This window comes from Streptomyces decoyicus, assembly GCF_019880305.1.
Lineage (GTDB): Bacteria > Actinomycetota > Actinomycetes > Streptomycetales > Streptomycetaceae > Streptomyces > Streptomyces decoyicus.
On the sequence record NZ_CP082301.1, the window covers coordinates 3,021,169 to 3,038,665 of the forward strand.

The window sequence follows — 17,497 nt, forward strand, 5'->3', positions numbered from 1 at the left end:
TGGTCCGGGGCGGGGCCGTCTCCGTGGGCGGCCGGCGGGCTACTTCGCGCGCTCCACCGTCAGCTCCGAGATCCCCGGGTGCGGCTCGGGCTTCCCGCCCGCCGCCGGGGCCGGGTCACCGTGCACCACGACCCGTACGTACCGGGCCGGGGTGCGGCCCGCGTATCCGGTCCCCGACCAGTGCTTCCCGTCCCGGGAGACCTGGACGTTGTAGGACTTTGGCCGGGTCGCGTTCCAGTGCGGGGTGATCTGCCCGACGCGGGTGGTCCGGCCGAGGTCGACGGTGAGGGTGCCGTTCGCGGAGTCGGGCACCCAGGCGGTGGTGCCGTTGCCGTCCACCGCCGCGGCCGCGTACAGACCGGGCTCCTCGGAGGTGGCCCAAGCGGACATGCACCGGGCCGCGTTCGAGGTCGCCGCCAGATCCGGGCGGCGGGTCTTCAGCACGGCCGGCACTCCCCGGCTGACGACCTTCTCGCCCTCCGGCGACTCGATCCGCATGGGCGCACCGGCGGTCAGCCGCACGGTGGTCTGGTGCGCGCCGATCGCGACGTCATAGGTCCGCCCCTGCCAGTGCAGACCGCGCAGGGTGACGCCCTCGGACAGCTGCGGCGGCAGCGTCGGGGCGAGGTCCACCCGGTCCTCGCGCAGCCGCAGCCCGGTCAGCCCGTGGGTGAAGGTCTGCAGGAAGCCGCCCTTGCCGGTGAGGAAGTCCTGTGCGGGCTTGCCCGCGTGCGGGTCCTCGGCGCCGGCCTTGTCGCCGCGCGCCTCGGAGAACTGGTCGAACGGTCCGCGGACGAACGGCTTGATGGACCGCATCAGATAGGTGTAGGTCGAGCAGCCGGCCTCGCCGATCCCGGCGGCGTCGATGGCGTGCACCGAGTCCGTCATGGCCGGGCCGTCCGGGTCGGTGTGCCCGGCGTAGAAGTCCAGCGTGCGGGCCGCCTTCGTCTGCGACATCGGCCATTCCAGCGGGTACATCAGCAGCACGGTATCGGCCTGCTTGATGGTCGTGCCCTTGTATCCGGCGTACTGCTGGAAGACCTTGTTCTTGCTGTCGTAGGGGATGCGCAGCTTGTCGGCGACGGTCTTCCAGGAGGCCGGTGCCTTCTCGCCGAGGATCGCGGCGACGCGGGTGGCGTGCCGCAGCGCGGTGGCGGCACCGGCGTTGGTGAACACCCCGTCGTTGACGCCGTTGCTGTACTCGTCAGGACCGGCGACGTTCTTGACGGAGTAGCTGCCGTCGGCGTTACGGGTGGCCCGGGAGGCCCAGAATTCGGCGATGCCCTTGAGGACCGGCCAGCCGCGGGACTTCAGCCAGGCGGTGTCCTTGGTGGCGAGGTAGTACTGCCAGGTGGCGAGGGAGATGTCGCCCATGAGGTGGTTCTGGGTCTTGCAGTGCGGCGGGTCCCAGCTGTGGCACTCGTTCCACAGATCGCCCTTGCTGCCGCTGGTCCAGGGGTAGAACAGCCCCTTGTAGCCCAGCTTCTCGGCGTTGGCGCGGGCCCCGGCCCGGGTCTTGTAGCGGTAGTCGACGATCGACTTGGCGAGCGCGGGGTGGCTTGCGAGCAGGCCCGGGTACATCCAGGTCTCGGCGTCCCAGAAGACCTCACCGGCGTAGTTGTCGCTGGTCAGGCCGGTGGGGCCGATGCTGTTGCCGCTGCCGGCGCGGGTGGAGGACAGCAGTCCGTACTGCGCCGAGCGCACCCAGGACTGGAGGTCGCGCCGCCCCTTCACCTCGATGTCGCTGCGCCACAGCCGCTGCCAGGCGGCGGTGTGCCGGGCGAAGAGGGCGTCCCACCCGCGTCCGGCGGCCCGGCGCGAGGCGGCGTCGGCGGCGACGCGCGGGGAGCGGGAGGTGAGCGCGGTGTCCACGCCGACGTACTTCGTCAGCTCGTACGAGCGGCCGCTGCGGACCGGGAAGGACACCCGCTGCCGGTTGCTCAGCTTGTCCTTCTGCGGCTCCCGCCGGGGCTGCTGCGCCTGGACGCCGGGGCCGGTGCGCAGGGTGGAGGCCACCGCGCCCTCGGTCTTCGTCCCGTCCGTGCGGAACCCGACGTCCATGGTGCGGCCGGTGCCCTTGCCGCCGGTGGCGGACGGCGTCATCCGGCGGGCGCCGCGGCCGTCGAGGCCGTCGGTGACCGTGGCGGCGCCGCTCCAGTGGGGCGTCATCCGCAGGCGTACGGCGCCGGTGTGGCCGTCGTTGCGGTCGGCGAGCACGTCGTAGACCAGGTCGGTGGCGCGGCCGTCGGCGGCCGTCCAGGTCAGCGAGGTACGGACGAATCCGCAGCGCAGGGAGAGCTGCTGGCGGTAGTGCGAGATCCGGCCGGGTGCGGTGGCGGAGGAGAAGGTGTCGGAGTGCGCGCCGCCGGTGGCGACATCGAGGGTGGTCCAGGTGGGGATGGCGGCGACGGCCTGCCGGCCCTTCACGTCCTTGGGTCCCTTGGCGTACAGGCCGGAGACGAAGGAGCCGTCGTATTCGGGCGTCTTCAGCGGCCAGCCGGTCTCGCCGCCGGGTGCGGCGTAACCGGAGCCGTTGGGCGGCACCCGCTGCCCGAGATAGCCGTTGCCGACGAAGGCGTGGTGGCTGTCCTTGGGGTCGATCTTGTGGGCGGTGGCGGTCCAGCCGTCGCGGTCGTCGCCCTTCAGGCAAGGACCCTGCGCGCTGCCGGCCCGTTCGGGTGCGGGCACCGGTGCGGACGCCGAGGCCGAGACGGGCGCGAGGACCGCGACCAGGGCCGTGGCGAGCAACGGGGCGACCAGCTTGCGGGAGCGGCGCGCCCCGGGCCCGGTCCGTTGCTCCGCGGGCTGCCGCGGGGGCGGGTCCACGGGGTGCTGTGCCGAATGTTCCATGGTTCTCCGTCGTCTGTGCGCGGCCCGTGCCGCACCCTCGCGACACGGGCATCACCTTGAACATCATCAGGCCCCCGCCTGCACGGCACCTTAGGACGATTCCCCCGTCCGGGTCACGGGTCGATCCGTACGAACTTGCCCGCAGGGCTCGCCACCCCACCCCGATTGGCCAAGAAGGCCCCGCATACGGCACACTTTTAGACTGACCAGTCAGATCAAAAGGGGAGGGGTGCCGGTGAACACCACCCGCCAGGGGGCGGCGGTCAACGCCAGGGGAATCGGAGTGGAGGGCCCACGGGGGTGGGCCTTCAGAGGCGTCGACATCGCCGCGGAACCGGGCGCTCTGATCGCGGTCCAGGGCCCGTCAGGCTCCGGCCGCACCTGTCTGCTGCTGGCCCTCACCGGCCGGATGCGGATCACCGAGGGCGAGGCGGAGGTCGCCGGATTCCCGCTGCCCAAGCGGATGGGCTCGGTGCGCGCCCGTACCGCCATCGCGCACGTACCGGGCGTCGCCGACCTCGAACCGGCCCTCACGGTCGGCGAACACCTCAGGGAACAGGCCCTGCTGGGCCACCGCTTCCAGGGCCTCGGCGCCTCGCTCCCCTGGGGCAAGCGGAACAAGGAGGCCACCCGGGCCCGGATCGACGCCGCCCTCGCGGCCGTCCGGCTCGACCCCGCCACCCTGCCCAAGGGGCTGCGGACGGCCGTACGCGACCTGGAGCGGATCGAGGCGCTGCGGCTCTCCGTCGCGCTCGGGGTCATGCACGGCCCCCAGCTGCTGGCCGTCGACGATGTGGACCTCAAGCTCTCCGAGGCCGAGCGCGACCAGGCCTGGCAGCTGCTGCGGGACCTCACGCGCGAGGGCACCACCGTCGTGGCGGCCGGCAGTGACGCACCGGCGGACGCGCTGACCGTCCGCACCCGGCAGACGGACACCGAAGCCGCCGCCCCCACCCCGCCCCAGGACGACACCACCGAGGAGGAGGCAGCGCATGCGTTCGCCGAGACTGGCCGCGCTTGAGCTCAAGCGTTTCGGCAGGGGAAAGCTTCCCCGCCTGGGCCTGGTCGCCCTGATGCTGATCCCGCTGCTCTACGGGGCCCTGTACCTGTGCTCCTTCTGGGACCCCTACAGCCGTCTGGACAAGATCCCGGTGGCTCTCGTCAACGAGGACCGGGGCGCCACTTCCGACGGCAAGAAGATCACCGCGGGCGACGACCTGTCCGAGAACCTCAAGGACAGCAAGAAGTTCCACTGGGAGGACGTCAGCTCCGCGGACGCCGCCAAGGGCCTCGAGGACGGCACGTACTACCTCTCGCTGACCGTCCCGAAGGACTTCAGCAAGCGGATCGTCTCCAGCTCCGGGGACACCCCGCAGACGGGCGCGCTCAAGGTCCGTACGAACGACGCCAACAACTACGTCGTCGGCTCGATCTCCAAGACGGTCTTCTCCGAGGTCCGGGCCAAGACCTCGGCCACCTCGGCGCGGGCCATGCTCGACAAGATCTTCATCTCGTTCTCCGATCTGCACGACAAGACCGCCGAGGCGGCGGACGGGGCCGGGAAGGTCGACCAGGGCGTCGGCTCGGCCGAGAAGGGCTCCGGTGACCTCGCGGACGGCCTCGGCAAGCTCAACGACGGTGCCGGCAAGGTCAGTCAGGGCGCCGGTGACCTGAGCAAGGGCGCCTCGACGGCCGTCGCCAAGGCCCATGAGCTCAGCCAGGGCGCGGGCCGGGTCGCCGACGGCACCCGGCAGCTCGCCGAGAAGGTCAACGGCCTGGCCAAGAAGGACCTGCCCTACCTGCGCGAACACGGCAAGGAGATCGGTGCCGGCGCGGCCTTCGTCGCGCACGCCACCGAAACCCTCGACGACATCCTCGACACCCTGCCGAGCGACTCCGCCAAGGCCGCCACCCAGGCCCGCAAGAACGCCGACAACGCCGCGGAGATCTACCAGGACCGCTGCGGCGCGCTGCTGGACACCGACCCCGACTGCACCAAGCTGAAGGCGCTCGCGGACGGCAGCAAGGTGGCCGCCGACGCGGCGGAGAAGGTCAACGACTCCGTCGCCGGGGCGGACTTCGGGCCGATCCGCAGCAAGCTGCACGAGGTGCACCAGGGCGCGGAGATGGTCGCCGAGCAGGCACCGGGCATCGGGAAGCGCGCGGACACCGCGATCCGCCAGATCAACGCGCTCAACGCCGGTGCCCAGAAGGTCTCCCAGGGCGCGGGGCTGTTCGCCGACGGCATCGGCACCCTCGCCGACGGCGCGGGCAAGGTCGCCGACGGCGCGGGCAAGGTCCACAACGGCGTCGGCGACGCCAAGGACGGCGCCGTCAAGCTCACCGGCGGTCTCTTCAAGCTCAAGGACGGCACCAACCAGCTGGCCGACGGCCTGCACGACGGCGTCGCCAAGATCCCCGACTACAACAAGAAGGACCGCGACGCCCGCACCGAGGTCATGGCCGACCCGGTCGAGCTGGCCGCCAAGTCGATGCACAAGGCGCCCAACTACGGCACCGGCCTGGCGCCGTACTTCATCCCGCTCTCCCTCTGGGTCGGCGCGATGGTCGCCTTCATGCTGCTCCAGCCGCTGGGCAAGCGCGCACTGGCCGCGGGCGCCCCGGGCTGGCGGATCGCCCTCGGCTCATGGCTGCCGGCCTACGCCATCGGCGTCGTGCAGGTGCTGGCGCTGATGGCCGTCCTCCACTGGGGCCTCGGCCTGGAGATGGCCCGCTCGGCGGGCACCGTCGGCTTCCTGCTGCTGGCCACGGCCTGCTTCACCGCCATCATCCAGCTGCTGGGCGCGTTCTTCGGACCGGCCGGCCGGGTGCTGACCCTGGTCGTCCTGATGCTCCAGCTGACCTCGGCGGGCGGCACCTACCCGGTGCAGACCAGCCCCGGGTTCTTCGCCGCCATCCACCCGTTCCTGCCGATGAGTTACGTGGTCGACGGCCTGCGCCGGCTGATCACCGGTGGTGACCTCGCCATCGTGCAGCAGGGCTGTGTGGTGCTCGCGGTCTTCACCGTCGGCGCGCTGGCCCTCACCGCCCTCGCGGCGCGCAGCCGGCAGGTCGTACGGATGAAGGATCTGCATCCGGAGCTCAGCCTGTGAGTGTCACCTCGGACCCCGTGGGCGGTGCCGTCGCCGGTACCGCCCACGGGGCCGCCCCCGTCACCCGGCGCGCCTCCACGCGCCGCCGGCTCTTCGACGCGGCCGTGACCCTCATCGCGGAACAGGGCTTCTCGGCCACCACCGTCGATGAGATCGCCGACCGCGCCGGTGTCGCCAAGGGCACCGTCTACTACAACTTCGCCAGCAAGAACGTCCTCTACGAGGAGCTGCTGCGGGACGGCATCGACCTGCTCGCCGACTCGCTGCGCCGGGCCGCCGACGCCACGGCGGCCCGCGGCGGCACCCGGATCGACGCCCTGGACGCCATGATCCGCGCGGGCCTGGACTTCATCGCCTGCTCCCCCGCCCTCATCCAGCTCTACGTCGCCGAACTGTGGCGCACCAACCGCACCTGGCGCGCCACCCTCACCTCCGTACGCGGCCGGGCCCAGGCCGTCGTCGAGTCCGTCCTGCAGGACGCCGTGCACACCGGCGAACTCTCCGACGAGCTCGACATCCCCCTCACCGCCTCCGCCCTCCTCGGCATGGTCCTGGTCGCCGCCCTGGACTGGCAGTCCTTCCAGCCGGACCGCTCGGTCGAAGAGGTGCACGCGGCGTTGTCGCGACTGGTGCAGGGGCGGGTCAGCGGAGGCGGGGCGTAGGTCTTCCCCGGCCGGTTTCTTCCGGCCGGTTTCCCCGGCCCTGCCTCACGTGGCCCGGATGCCGGGCCGGGACACCGTCAGGAATCCAGATGCGTGGGCGCGAACATCCGCAGATGCGCCGGGAGGACGACGACCGAAGGGCCGGGGGCCGCCAGCGCCGCCGCCAGGTCCGTACGCAGCTGCTCCGGGCTCGTCCGGAGCGCGGGGACGCCGAACGACTCGGCCAGGGCCACGAAGTCCGGCCGGGTGAGTTCGGTGGCGGTGGCCGCACCGAAGGCGTCGGTCATGTACTCGCGCAGGATGCCGTAGCCGCCGTCGTCCACGATGAGCCAGGTCACGGGCAGGTCGTACTGCCGGGCGGTGGCCAGCTCGGCGATCGAGTACATGGCGCCGCCGTCACCGGACACCGCCAGCACGGGCCGCGCCGGGTCGGCGACGGCCACGCCCAGCGCCGCCGGGAAGCCGTAACCCAGCCCGCCGGCGCCCTGCGCCGAGTGCAGCGCGTTGGTACGCCGCGGGTCGAAAGCGGACCAGGCCCAGTAGGCGAGGATCGTCATGTCCCAGCAGCTGACCGCGCCGTCGGGCAGCGCGTCCCGCACCGAGGCCAGGACCTGCTGCTCCAGGTCGAGGTGCTGCCCGGCGATCCGGTCACGGACGCGGGCCAGCAGATCGGCTACGGCGGCCTCGGGAGAGGGCGCATCGCCGGCCTCGGGCCCGGCCGCCCCGGCCTCCTTGGAGCCGGGCGCATCGTCGTCCCCGGAGGCTCCTGCCTCCCGGGCCTCCCGCTCCCCCACCTCCTTGACCAACGCGGCCAGCGCCGCCCGCGCATCCGCGTGGATGCCCAGCGCGGCATGGTTCGACTCCAGCTTGCCGAGGTCCGCCTCGATCTGTACGACGCGGCCGAGCGGCCGGAACGTGTGGTAGTTCGAGGAGAGTTCGCCCAGCCCCGAGCCGACGACCAGGAGAGTGTCCGCGTCCTCCAGGAAGGCCGTGGTGTAGCGGTCCTCCATCCAGGACTGCAGGGAGAGCGGGTGCTCCCACGGGAAGGCGCCCTTGCCGCCGAAGGTGGTGGCCACCGGTGCCCGCAGCTGCTCGGCCAGCGCCAGCAGCTCCGCCTCGGCCCCGGCCCGTACGACTCCGCCGCCGGCCAGGATCACCGGCCGACGGGCCCGGGTGAGTCGGTCCGCCGCCGCCGCGATCAGCTCGGGACGCGGCAGCAACTCCCGTGGCCTGGCGTCCAGTCCGGCCACCGGCGGCACGTCGGCCTCCGCCAGCAGCACATCCTGCGGGATCTCCAGCCACACCGGCCCGTGCGGGGTGCTCAGCGCCGACTCCCAGGCGGCGGCCACCGCCGAGGGGATCTGCGAGGCCGTACGCGCGGTGTGGACGGACTTGACCACGCCCCGGAACGAGGCGCTCTGGTCGGTGAGTTCATGGAGGTAGCCATGGCGCCCGCCGCCGATCCCGGCCAACGGCACCTGACTGCCGATGGCCAGTACGGCGGCGGAACCGGCCGCCGCCTCCTGGAGCGCGGCCAGCGTCATCAGCGCGCCGGGGCCGGTGGAGACCAGCAGCGGCGCGACCCCGTGCGTGGTCCTGGCGTACGCGTCCGCGGCGAAGCCCGCGTTGTTCTCCACCCGCAGCCCCACATAGCGGAGCGCGGAGCGGCGCAGCGCGTCGAACACCCCGAGCGCATGCTGCCCCGGCAGCCCGAAGACGGTGTCGGCGCCGAGTGCCGCCAGCGACTCGACGACCAGGTCACCGCCGTTGCGCCGGTGCTCCGTGGGCGTGGGGGTGGTGGTGCTCATGGATGCGTGCTGCCTTCCTTGCGGGGGACCTGCGGGTGCGGGCGTGCGGAGGGACGGGCGTGCGGAGGGGCCGGCGTGCGTCGGGGGGGAGGACCGGCGGGGGCGGGGAGGGCCAGCCGGGGGGGCTGACCCGGGGGGCTGGCCGCGAGCGGCTGCGGGTGCGGCCCCCGGGCCCCCGACGGGGTGTCCGGGAGCCCCTCGGGGCCGGGGTGTCCGGGTCAGGCCCGCCCGGTGACCGAGGAGGGGGCCAGTACCCGTGCCACCGCCACGGCCGTGTCCCCGGCCGCCTCCCCCTCCGGATCGTCGTCCGCGGCGCCGTCCGGCCGGCCGGCCAGCCGCGCCCGCCAGGCCGCCAGCACCTCCGGGTCCGTCGGCTCGGTGGCCAGGCTGACCGCCACATACGCGACGAGCGAGGCGATCAGCCCGTAGTAGATCGGCTCGTTGGCGAGGACGCCGAGCGAGACCATCAGGCCGACGACGGTCAGCCCGCCGACCGCGACCGAGGCGAGCGCACCCGCGGCGGTGCCGCGCTTCCACAGCAGCCCGCCGAGGATCGGCACCAGCAGGCCGCCGACGAGGACGTTGTAGGCGAGGGTGAGCGCCTCGACGACGTTGTTCAGCGCGATCGCGATGACGATGACGGCGAGGCCCATGAGGAGGATGAAGATGCGGTTGCCGCGCACCTCGTCGTGCTCCACGGCCACGTTCCCGGCCTGCTCCGTACCGGGCGCACCGCCGGCGTCGGCGGCATCTCCCGCGGACGGCCGGCGCCGCGCGGCGACGCTCTTCACCCGCGCCCAGATGTCGTTGTTGGCGACCGTGGCGCAGGCGATCAGCGCGCCCGAGGACGTGGACATCACCGCGGACAGCGCCGCCGCCAGCACCAGCCCGCGCACTCCCACCGGCAGCGCGTCCTTGACGATCGTGGCGAAGGCGTCGTCCGGGCTGCCCAGATGCGGGTAGAGCACCTTGGCCGCGGTGCCGATGACCGCACCGGCCAGCGCGTAGGCCAGACAGTACGTACCGGCCGCGGTGCCGCCGAGGCGCGCCACCTTGTCGCCGCGCGCGGTGAACACCCGCTGCCAGATGTCCTGCCCGATCAGCATGCCGAAGGAATAGATCAGTACGTAGGTGAAGACGGTCTGGCCGCCGATGCCGAGCGGTGCGAAGTAGTCGTCCGGCAGCTGGGCCTTCATCGCGGCGAAGCCGCCCGCCTTGATGACGGCGATGGGCAGCAGGAGCAGCAGCACACCGATCGTCTTGACGACGAACTGGACCATGTCGGTGAGGGTGATCGACCACATGCCGCCGAGCGTCGAGTACGCGACGACGATCGCCCCGCCGAGGATGATCGAGAGGGTGCGGTCCATGCCGAACAGCACATCGAAGATCGTCGCGTAGGCGATGGTCGAGGTCACCGCCAGCATCAGCGTGTACGCCCACATGACGACGCCGGAGATGATCCCGGCGGAGCCGCCGTAGCGCAGATCCAGCATCTCGGAGACCGTGTAGACCTTCAGCCGGGCGATCCGGGCCGAGAAGAAGACGCTCAGCGCGAGCAGCCCGAGGCCGATGGTGAAGACCATCCAGGCGCCGGACAGGCCGTACTGGTAGCCGAGGCCCACGCCGCCGATGGTGGAGGCGCCGCCCAGGACGATGGCCGCCATGGTTCCCGAATACATCACGGGGCCGAGGCGGCGGCCCGCGACCAGGAAGTCGCTCTTGGATTTGGCACGCCGCATCCCCCACCAGCCCATGGCGAGCATTCCGGCCAAATAGAGCACGATCACCGCATAGTCGACAGCCATGGGCCATCCCTTCCAACTGCGCCTGGGGAGAGGGGGAAGCGGGGGGTGGGGTGTGAGGGGGTGGCGTCGAGGCGGCGGGCGCTCGGCGAGCGGGGGTCCCGTCCGAGCGCCTCGCCTCGGGGGTTGACCCTAGGAGGCGCGAAGGCAACGCTGAAGTGTACGTTTCTTCCATTCACCACCCTCCGATGTGGATGGTCCGCACATGCCGCACCCCCTGCCTCCGCCGTCCACCCCGCCGGTGCCGCTCGCGGACCTCCTCGCCCGCACGGACCTGGGCCTGCGCCAGATCGCCGGCCCCCGCGAGGGTGTCGCGATCCACTGGGTGCACACCTCCGAGATGGCCGACCCGGTGCCCTACCTCCTGGGCGGCGAGATGCTGCTGACGGCGGGGGTGCATCTGGCGGAGGTGATGAGGCGGGCGGACGGGCCGGACACGGCGGGACCGCCGCCCGGCGCCCCCCGCACGGACATCGCCGCCGAGCGCGGCTCCCACCCCGGCCCCGGCTCCCACCCGGCCCTCGACGAGTACCTCGACGGCTATGCGGCCCGTACGGTCGCGGCCGGAGCCGCCGCCCTCGGCTTCGGGATCGCGCCCGTGCACGACACCGTCCCCCGCGCCCTGGTGGCGGCCTGCGACCGGCACGGCCTGCCGCTCGTCGAGGTCCCGGCGGGCACCCCGTTCACGGCAGTGGAGAGCGCCGTATGGCAGGCCGTGACGGAGGCCCGGCACCGTGAGCTGACCCGGCTCAGCGAGGCACAGCGCGCGCTGGCCGCGGCCGCCGCCCGCCCCGACCCGGCAGCCGCCGTACTGCACGCGCTGGCCCGCCATGTGCACGGCTGGACCGCGCTGCTCGCCCCGGACGGCGCGGCACACGGCTCCGCCGGTCCCCGTCCCGGCGCCTCCGTCCGGGCCGCGGCCGGCCGTCTCGCCCATGTCGTCGGCGCGGGCGGCCCGTCCTCGGCCACCGACAACCTCCCCGGCAGCTCACTGTCCGCCTACGCCGTGACGGGCCGCGCCCGCGGCAGCCGGGCGCTCGCCCTGGTGGTCGCCGCGGATCCGCACGACCCGCCCGCGCACGCCATCGCGGGCGTCGCCGCCGTACTCCTCTCGCTGATCACCGCCCCGGCCACCGACCACGGCGCGGCCGCCGCCGGCCACTCCGCGGCCCTGGTCCGGATGCTCCTCGGCGCCCGCCCGGCCGACGTCGCCCCGCTCCTCGGCCACCCCCTGTGGACCGTCGTCCACGCCGCACGCCGCCGTGACACCACGGAGTCGGCGGCCTCACTGGCCGCGGCTCTCGGCACCTCGCTCGTCGCCCCGGGCCCGGGAGCCGCGCCGGACCCGGGAGCCGCGCCGACCACGCCCCCCGGGCCCGAGACGCACCCCGGCGCCGGCCCCGAGGCGACGGCCGCCCCTGATGCCACCCCCGCCCTGCGTGCGCTGCTCCCCGCCGACCGTGAGATCACCGCGCAGCCGGGCTGGACGCTCGGCGTCAGCGAACCCACCCCGGTCGCGGAGCTGCCGACCGCCGACCGGCATGCCGCCTCCGCCCTGCGCCGTGCCCTGGCCGGCCGCGCCGCCCTGGTACGTCATCGCACCCCCAGCCCCCACAGCGTCACTTCCCTCGTCGCCCCCTCGGACGCCCGGCAGCACGCCCAGGCCCTGCTCGCCCCGCTGGCCGACTCCCCACCCCTCCTTTCCACCCTGCACAACTGGCTCTCTTTGCACGGCAGTTGGGACCGCACCGCAACCGCCCTCGGCGTCCACCGCAACACCGTCCGCCAGCGCATCACCCGTATCGCCGGCCTCCTCGACACCGATCTGGACGACCCCGACGTCCGCATGGAGCTGTGGTTCGCCCTCCGCTCGCTCGACCGCGGCGCCTCACCGGCCTGAACCGGACCGGGGCGGGGCTGCGGCGAAGCGGCGGCAGAGCTGCGGCGAAGCGGCGCGTGGCCCCGCGACCTCCGTCCGCCGCCGTCCGCCTCCGGACTCCCGGCCACCGCCGGCGCCACCCCGGCCGTCTCCGGGCACCCCCGGAAACGTCCGCCGCGAACCGCCCGGTGACAGCCTTGTGACAGTCAACTCCTTGAAGAAACCGGGTAGTACGCCTCTAAACTTTGTCGCACGTTGTGCCGTACGTGACGATCATCGGAACGGGGGACGCCGTGGCCGGAGAAGGACTGCAAGCAGACATTCCGTCGCTGAAGTCCGGCGGCAAGGACTTCACCAGCGTCGGACAGCGATACCAGTCCGCGGTGACGAAACTCAAGAACGCGCTGACCGGCCTGGAGGGCCAGGACACCCCGCCATGGGGCGATGACGAGATCGGCGAGAAGTTCGGCGTGGTCTACGAGGGCCTGCGTGACGGCATGTACGAATCGATGGGGCATCTGGCCGCCAAGCTCCAGGAGATCGGCGGCGCCCTGAACACCATGGCCGACAACCACCAGGCCGACGAGGACTTCAACGACTCCTTGATGAAGCAGCACATCGCCAACGCCGAGGCGGAGGGCCAGAAGATCGTCTCCCTCAAGTCGCCGCACACCTGAAGTACTTGAGACACCTGAGGTACTTGAGACCCCGAAACGCCTGAGTCACCGTCAACACGCCTCTGCCGCACAGGTCATCGTCGCTTCATTGCTTTACGGGGGATGGAAGCCATGTCGCTCATGCTGCCGGACTGGCTGGAGTGGGTCCTCGAAATGCTCGGCTACGACTGGCCGACGGGCGACGAGGACAAGATGAACGAGTCCGCCGACCGATGGCGGGAGTTCGCGAACGCCGTCGAGCAGTTGCAGTCCGAGGGCGTCTCGGCGGCCGGCAACGTGCTGTCGGCCAACTCCGGTGACAGCATCGACGGCTTCAGCCGGACCTGGGAGAAGTTCTCCGGCAACGGCTCCGGCTACCTCGACGATGCACGTACGGCCGCCGAGCTCATCGCCTTCGCGCTGAACGCCGGCTCCGGGGTCATCATCGGGATGAAAGTCGCGGTGATCGCCCAGTTGGCGATCCTTGCGGCAGAGATCATCGCAGCTCAGGCGGCCGCCCCCTTCACCCTCGGCCTGTCCGAAATCGGCGCCGCGGGCGCCACCCAGGCCACCCGTCTGATCGTGCGCCGCATCCTCAAGGAAGCGCGCGAGGCCTTGGTCGAGGCGATCGTCGAGACGGTCAAGGAGCCCGCCGTCTCCGCGCTGGAGGCCATGATCTCCGATGCCATCGCGCAGGGCATGAACATGAACTTCGGGGCCCAGCAGGGCTTCGACGTCGGCCGCAGCGCCAAGACCGGCGCGGACGCCGGCGCGGAGGCGCTCAAGAACTCCGGCCAGACCTTCGCCGAGTCCCTGCGCGACGGCGCGGGCGGCAGGGCCGGCCATCACGCGCGCGGCGGCCTGGAGTCCGCCGCCGGCCACGGTGGCGGCGAGGACAGCGGCGGAAGCAGCGACGGAGGCGGCTCGGAGAGCGCTTCCGGGAGCAGCACCAGCAGCGGGGGCGGCAGCGGGGGCGGCAGCACGGACGGCGGCGGCTCGGGCAGCGGGCCGGACTCCGGCGGCGATTCCACCAGCGGCTCCGGCAGCAGTAGCAATGGTGGTTCCGGCTCCGACAGCAGCAGTGGGTCCGGCTCCGGTGGGTCGAGCGGTGGCAGTGGGACGGGCGCAGGAAACGGTGCGGGCGGCGGCAGCGGCTCCGGCGGCACCTCCCACTCCCCCCGGCCGGGCGATTCCCCTACGGACACGGCAGGTGCCGGCGCGGATACCCACCCCGCCACCTCGTCGGACGGTTCGCCCTCCGGCCAGGACGGCGGCCGCAGCGCACCCCAGGCCCAGCCCCTGCCGCCGCCGGACCAGCGCTCCCCCTTCGACGCCGGCTACCAGGGCGGCAGCGACAGCCCATACGGCTCCTCCCCCACCCCCGACTCGGGCACCACTCCGGACCCCTCCCGCCCCTCCCCGGACGCGGTGAGCACCCAGCCCGCTCCGGACCACACCCCGGACTCGGCACGCCCGGACCACCCGGACCAGGTCAGCACCCAGCCCGCTCCGGACCACACCCCGGACTCGGCACGCCCGGACCACCCGGACCAGGTCAGCACCCAGCCCGCTCCGGACCACACCCCGGACTCGGCACGCCCCGGCCCGGACCCGGTCAGCACACAACCGACACCCGACCACACCCCGGACTCGGCACGCCCCCACCCCGACACCCTCAGCACCCAGCCGGCCCCCGGCCCGTCCCCACACCCCGACGCGGCCCCGACGCCCGACGCGGGCCCCGGGCCGAACCACCCCTCCCCCACCCCGGACCAGCCCTCTCCGGGGCCGTCCAACTCCCCCTCCCCGGACGCCCCGTCACACCCGGACGCGGGCCCGGCCCCGTCGCAGCAACCGACGGCCTCCCCCGACCCCGTCGCCGGCAACCCGCCCTCCCACGGCGGCACCTCCACCGACACCAACGGCAGCGGGGACGGCAACAACAACAGCAACAGCAACAACAACAACGGGGACAATGCCGGTAGCGGACGCGGCGCCACGCCGCATGTGAACGTGCCCTCCCAGGGCGCCCCGGCCCAGCACGCACCCTCCTCCGGCCCGCCCATCGGCCGGCGCGACCCGTCCCCCGGCGACCCCATGCCCACCGTGGACGACAACGACGACACCACGGTCAGGACCCAGTCCGCCGACACCATGGCCGCGCCCGCCCAGCGCACCGCGGACCCCGGCACCACCGCCGCCACCACACCCCAGCAGTCCCCGCAGCACACCCCGCAGGCCGCCGGCCCGATGATGGCGCCCCCCACCACCGTGCCCCAGCAGGGCGGCCCCGCGACCCCGAACTCCGCCCCGCCACGCGGCACCACCCCGTCCGGCGGGAACCCGCCCCCACCCTCCAACCGCCGCCCCGACGGCTCCCAGGTCATCCGGGACGTCACCCAGCAGCCCAGCCCCGAACGCCCCGCCTACAACCCCCGCCCCGACGGGCCGCGTCCGGACCGAGCACGCCCCCGCACCGACGACCCCCGCAACCCCGGGAACGGACACCCCGACCCCCGTCAGCAGCGCCCGGCCGACCCCCAACAGCACCAGCACCAGCCGCAACCGCAACCGCAGAACAACCGCCCGGACCCGCGCCAACAGCACCCCACAGGCGATAACCCGGCTCCCGGCTCCCCCTCCGACAACTCGCCTGCCCACAACCTCCCGCCCAACGACCGTCCCGAAAACGGCCGTCCCGACAACGCCCGTCCCGAGAACCTCGACCCGCAAAACGTCCGCCCCGACCAGCCGGCCGATCACGCACACCCCGCCCACCCCACAGCCCAGCCCAACCAGTCCAACCAGCCCGACCAGCGCCCCGACGACACGCCTCTCACACACGCCACCGACGACACACACGCCGCACACCCCACCGACGACACACACCCCACCGACGACGGTCCCGCAGACCCCGACCACCGCGACCCCGCCCCGGCCTCCGAGACCCGTAACCGCGAGCGCCCCGGCGGCCTCGACGGCCCCACCGACGAACACCAGCAGCACGTCGAAAACTCCATCCCCAGAGACGAGAACGGCCGGCCCCAACGCCACCCCGACCCCGACGACGGCAACTGGCTCAACTCCCTCAACGAGCCCGGCCCCGACGCCCCCGGCCGCAACAACAACTGCGTCGACGCCGCCCTCGCCGCCGCCGACACCTACTCCGGCAACCCCACCGCCGCCGCCCACCGCACCCCCGACACCCACCCCGACGGCACCCCCTCCGACCGCGGCGAGAACAACGGCCGCGACCGCATCGAAAACACCCTCGGCACCCGCTTCAACGACTACGGCAACGGCAAAGACGCCTTCCACCGCCTCGAAAACGACCTCCGCAACACCGGCCACGGCTCACAAGCCGTCATCGTCACCCAGGACCGCAACGGCCGCGCCCACGCCTGGAACGTCGTCAACCACCACGGCAAAATCACCTACCTCGACGCCCAGACCGGCCAACGCAGCAACACCCCCCTCCACGACGGCACCAACGGCGTCCACGCCATCCCCCTCGACCCCAACCGCCGCCCCCTCCCCACCAACCCCACCCACAACAACCAGGACACCGAGAGCGACCGCCGCCCCGCCGCCGAACCGGCAGGAGCCGGGGAGAAGCGCAAACACCCGGGCGAAGCCAGGGACATCGAACGCGACGATCAGCGGCATCCGGTGCACGGCGAGCGGCCCGGCACCCATCAGGACGGCCTGCCGCCGGACGACGCCCAGGACCGGCTGCGCGCGAACGAACGGACGCCGGTGCACCAGATCCAGCACGATGCCCTGGACCAGCAGATGCGGCAGTGGGCCAACGACGGGAGCCTCGCCCGCGTCTTGCAGATCGCGACCGGGCACGGCCCCGACCCGGACGGGCCGCGGCGGCTCAACTCCGATCAACTGGCCCACCATCTCCAGGGTTTCCACGACCTGAACCGCGGCGAACGGATGGCGGTGGTCGCCTCGCTCGGCCGGCTCAGCCACACCTTCCACAAGGAGTACGGAGTCCACTCGAACCCGGTGAGCGACGGTAAGGAATCGGTGGGCGCCAGTCTCCACCAGCGCAATGTCGACCGGAATCTCAGCGGACTGCTCAAGGGCGTGGATCCGCAGGGGCCCCATGCCACCTCGCACGGCCCGGACCTCACCGGACGCAATTTCGCGGTCATCGAAATCGAAGGGCCCAATGGGACCGAGTATGTCGTCGATTCCTCACACCCGAAGGAAGGCGATACGAAAAAGATGCACTCGGAGGAGAACCTGGGCAACTGGCTGAACGAAGCGAACAAGGTATCCGGCGACAAATACACGCTGTCCGCCCTGTATACGGAACGCGAGCCGTGCGGAAACAAAAAGGGCGCGCTGGGCAAGCACAACTGCTCGGACTACCTGATCAAGATGGCGAAGGAACAGGGGAAGGGGCACGATGTCCCGGTCTATTACAGTACGTCGTACCGGACTGACGCGGATGTCGTCCAGGAGCGGAGCAAAGCCCGCCAGGAACTGATGAAACAGGCCCGCGACGCCCTGGGAGTCAGGAAACTCCCCAGGGAAACGCTGAAGCAAATCGACGATGCGGTACACCGACGCGTCCCGGATTCACCGGCAATGGTGGCCCAGGAGCGCCAGTTCGAGGACCGAGTGGACCGGGTGCGGAATCTGTGGTCCACGATTGCCACCCAGGTGTAGGCTCGGCGCCGCTCGGAGGCCCCTGGCCGGACGAAGCCGAG

The 17,497-nt window shown here is 72.5% G+C and carries 9 protein-coding genes; 6 read left to right on the top strand and 3 right to left on the bottom strand.

Features of this window, described 5'->3' with window-relative positions:
• Window positions 1–39 precede the first annotated feature (39 nt).
• On the bottom strand, window positions 40–2,850 hold the full coding sequence (locus K7C20_RS13210; protein ID WP_107083533.1) for a discoidin domain-containing protein: 2,811 nt from the start codon (window positions 2,848–2,850) through the stop codon (window positions 40–42).
• A 235-nt stretch (window positions 2,851–3,085) separates the two neighbouring features.
• Here K7C20_RS13210 and K7C20_RS13215 point away from each other — a divergent pair, with 235 nt between their 5' ends.
• The 3 genes from K7C20_RS13215 to K7C20_RS13225 are packed head-to-tail and all read left to right on the top strand — an operon-like array spanning window position 3,086 to window position 6,625.
• Entirely contained in the window at window positions 3,086–3,871 is a 786-nt protein-coding gene (locus K7C20_RS13215; RefSeq protein ID WP_030088365.1) for an ATP-binding cassette domain-containing protein, read from the top strand.
• A complete protein-coding gene (locus K7C20_RS13220; protein WP_030088364.1) occupies window positions 3,843–5,963 on the top strand; it encodes a YhgE/Pip family protein in 2,121 nt (706 codons plus the stop codon). The genes K7C20_RS13215 and K7C20_RS13220 overlap by 29 nt, the downstream gene beginning before the upstream one ends.
• A gap of 17 nt (window positions 5,964–5,980) precedes the next feature.
• On the top strand, window positions 5,981–6,625 hold the full coding sequence (locus tag K7C20_RS13225; RefSeq protein WP_048830300.1) for a TetR/AcrR family transcriptional regulator: 645 nt from the start codon (window positions 5,981–5,983) through the stop codon (window positions 6,623–6,625).
• 77 nt (window positions 6,626–6,702) lie between these two features.
• On the opposite strand, the gene K7C20_RS13230 is transcribed toward K7C20_RS13225, so the two are convergent.
• On the bottom strand, window positions 6,703–8,433 hold the full coding sequence (locus tag K7C20_RS13230) for a thiamine pyrophosphate-binding protein (protein ID WP_053210376.1): 1,731 nt from the start codon (window positions 8,431–8,433) through the stop codon (window positions 6,703–6,705).
• A gap of 218 nt (window positions 8,434–8,651) precedes the next feature.
• On the bottom strand, window positions 8,652–10,241 hold the full coding sequence (locus K7C20_RS13235; protein WP_030074420.1) for a sodium:solute symporter family protein: 1,590 nt from the start codon (window positions 10,239–10,241) through the stop codon (window positions 8,652–8,654).
• A gap of 202 nt (window positions 10,242–10,443) precedes the next feature.
• Between K7C20_RS13235 and K7C20_RS13240 the strand changes: the two genes are divergently transcribed.
• From K7C20_RS13240 to K7C20_RS38990, 3 genes are all read left to right on the top strand, one after another.
• Window positions 10,444–12,138 carry a PucR family transcriptional regulator gene (locus K7C20_RS13240; RefSeq protein ID WP_222892591.1) on the top strand — a complete coding sequence of 565 codons (1,695 nt, stop codon included), beginning with the start codon at window positions 10,444–10,446 and terminating at the stop codon, window positions 12,136–12,138.
• 245 nt (window positions 12,139–12,383) lie between these two features.
• The gene (locus tag K7C20_RS13245) at window positions 12,384–12,794 is read left to right on the top strand and encodes a WXG100 family type VII secretion target (RefSeq protein WP_342452560.1); all 411 of its coding nucleotides are present in this window, start codon (window positions 12,384–12,386) and stop codon (window positions 12,792–12,794) included.
• 111 nt (window positions 12,795–12,905) lie between these two features.
• Window positions 12,906–17,456, top strand: a complete 4,551-nt coding sequence (locus K7C20_RS38990) for a toxin glutamine deamidase domain-containing protein (protein ID WP_222892595.1) — start codon at window positions 12,906–12,908, stop codon at window positions 17,454–17,456.
• Window positions 17,457–17,497: the final 41 nt, after the last annotated feature.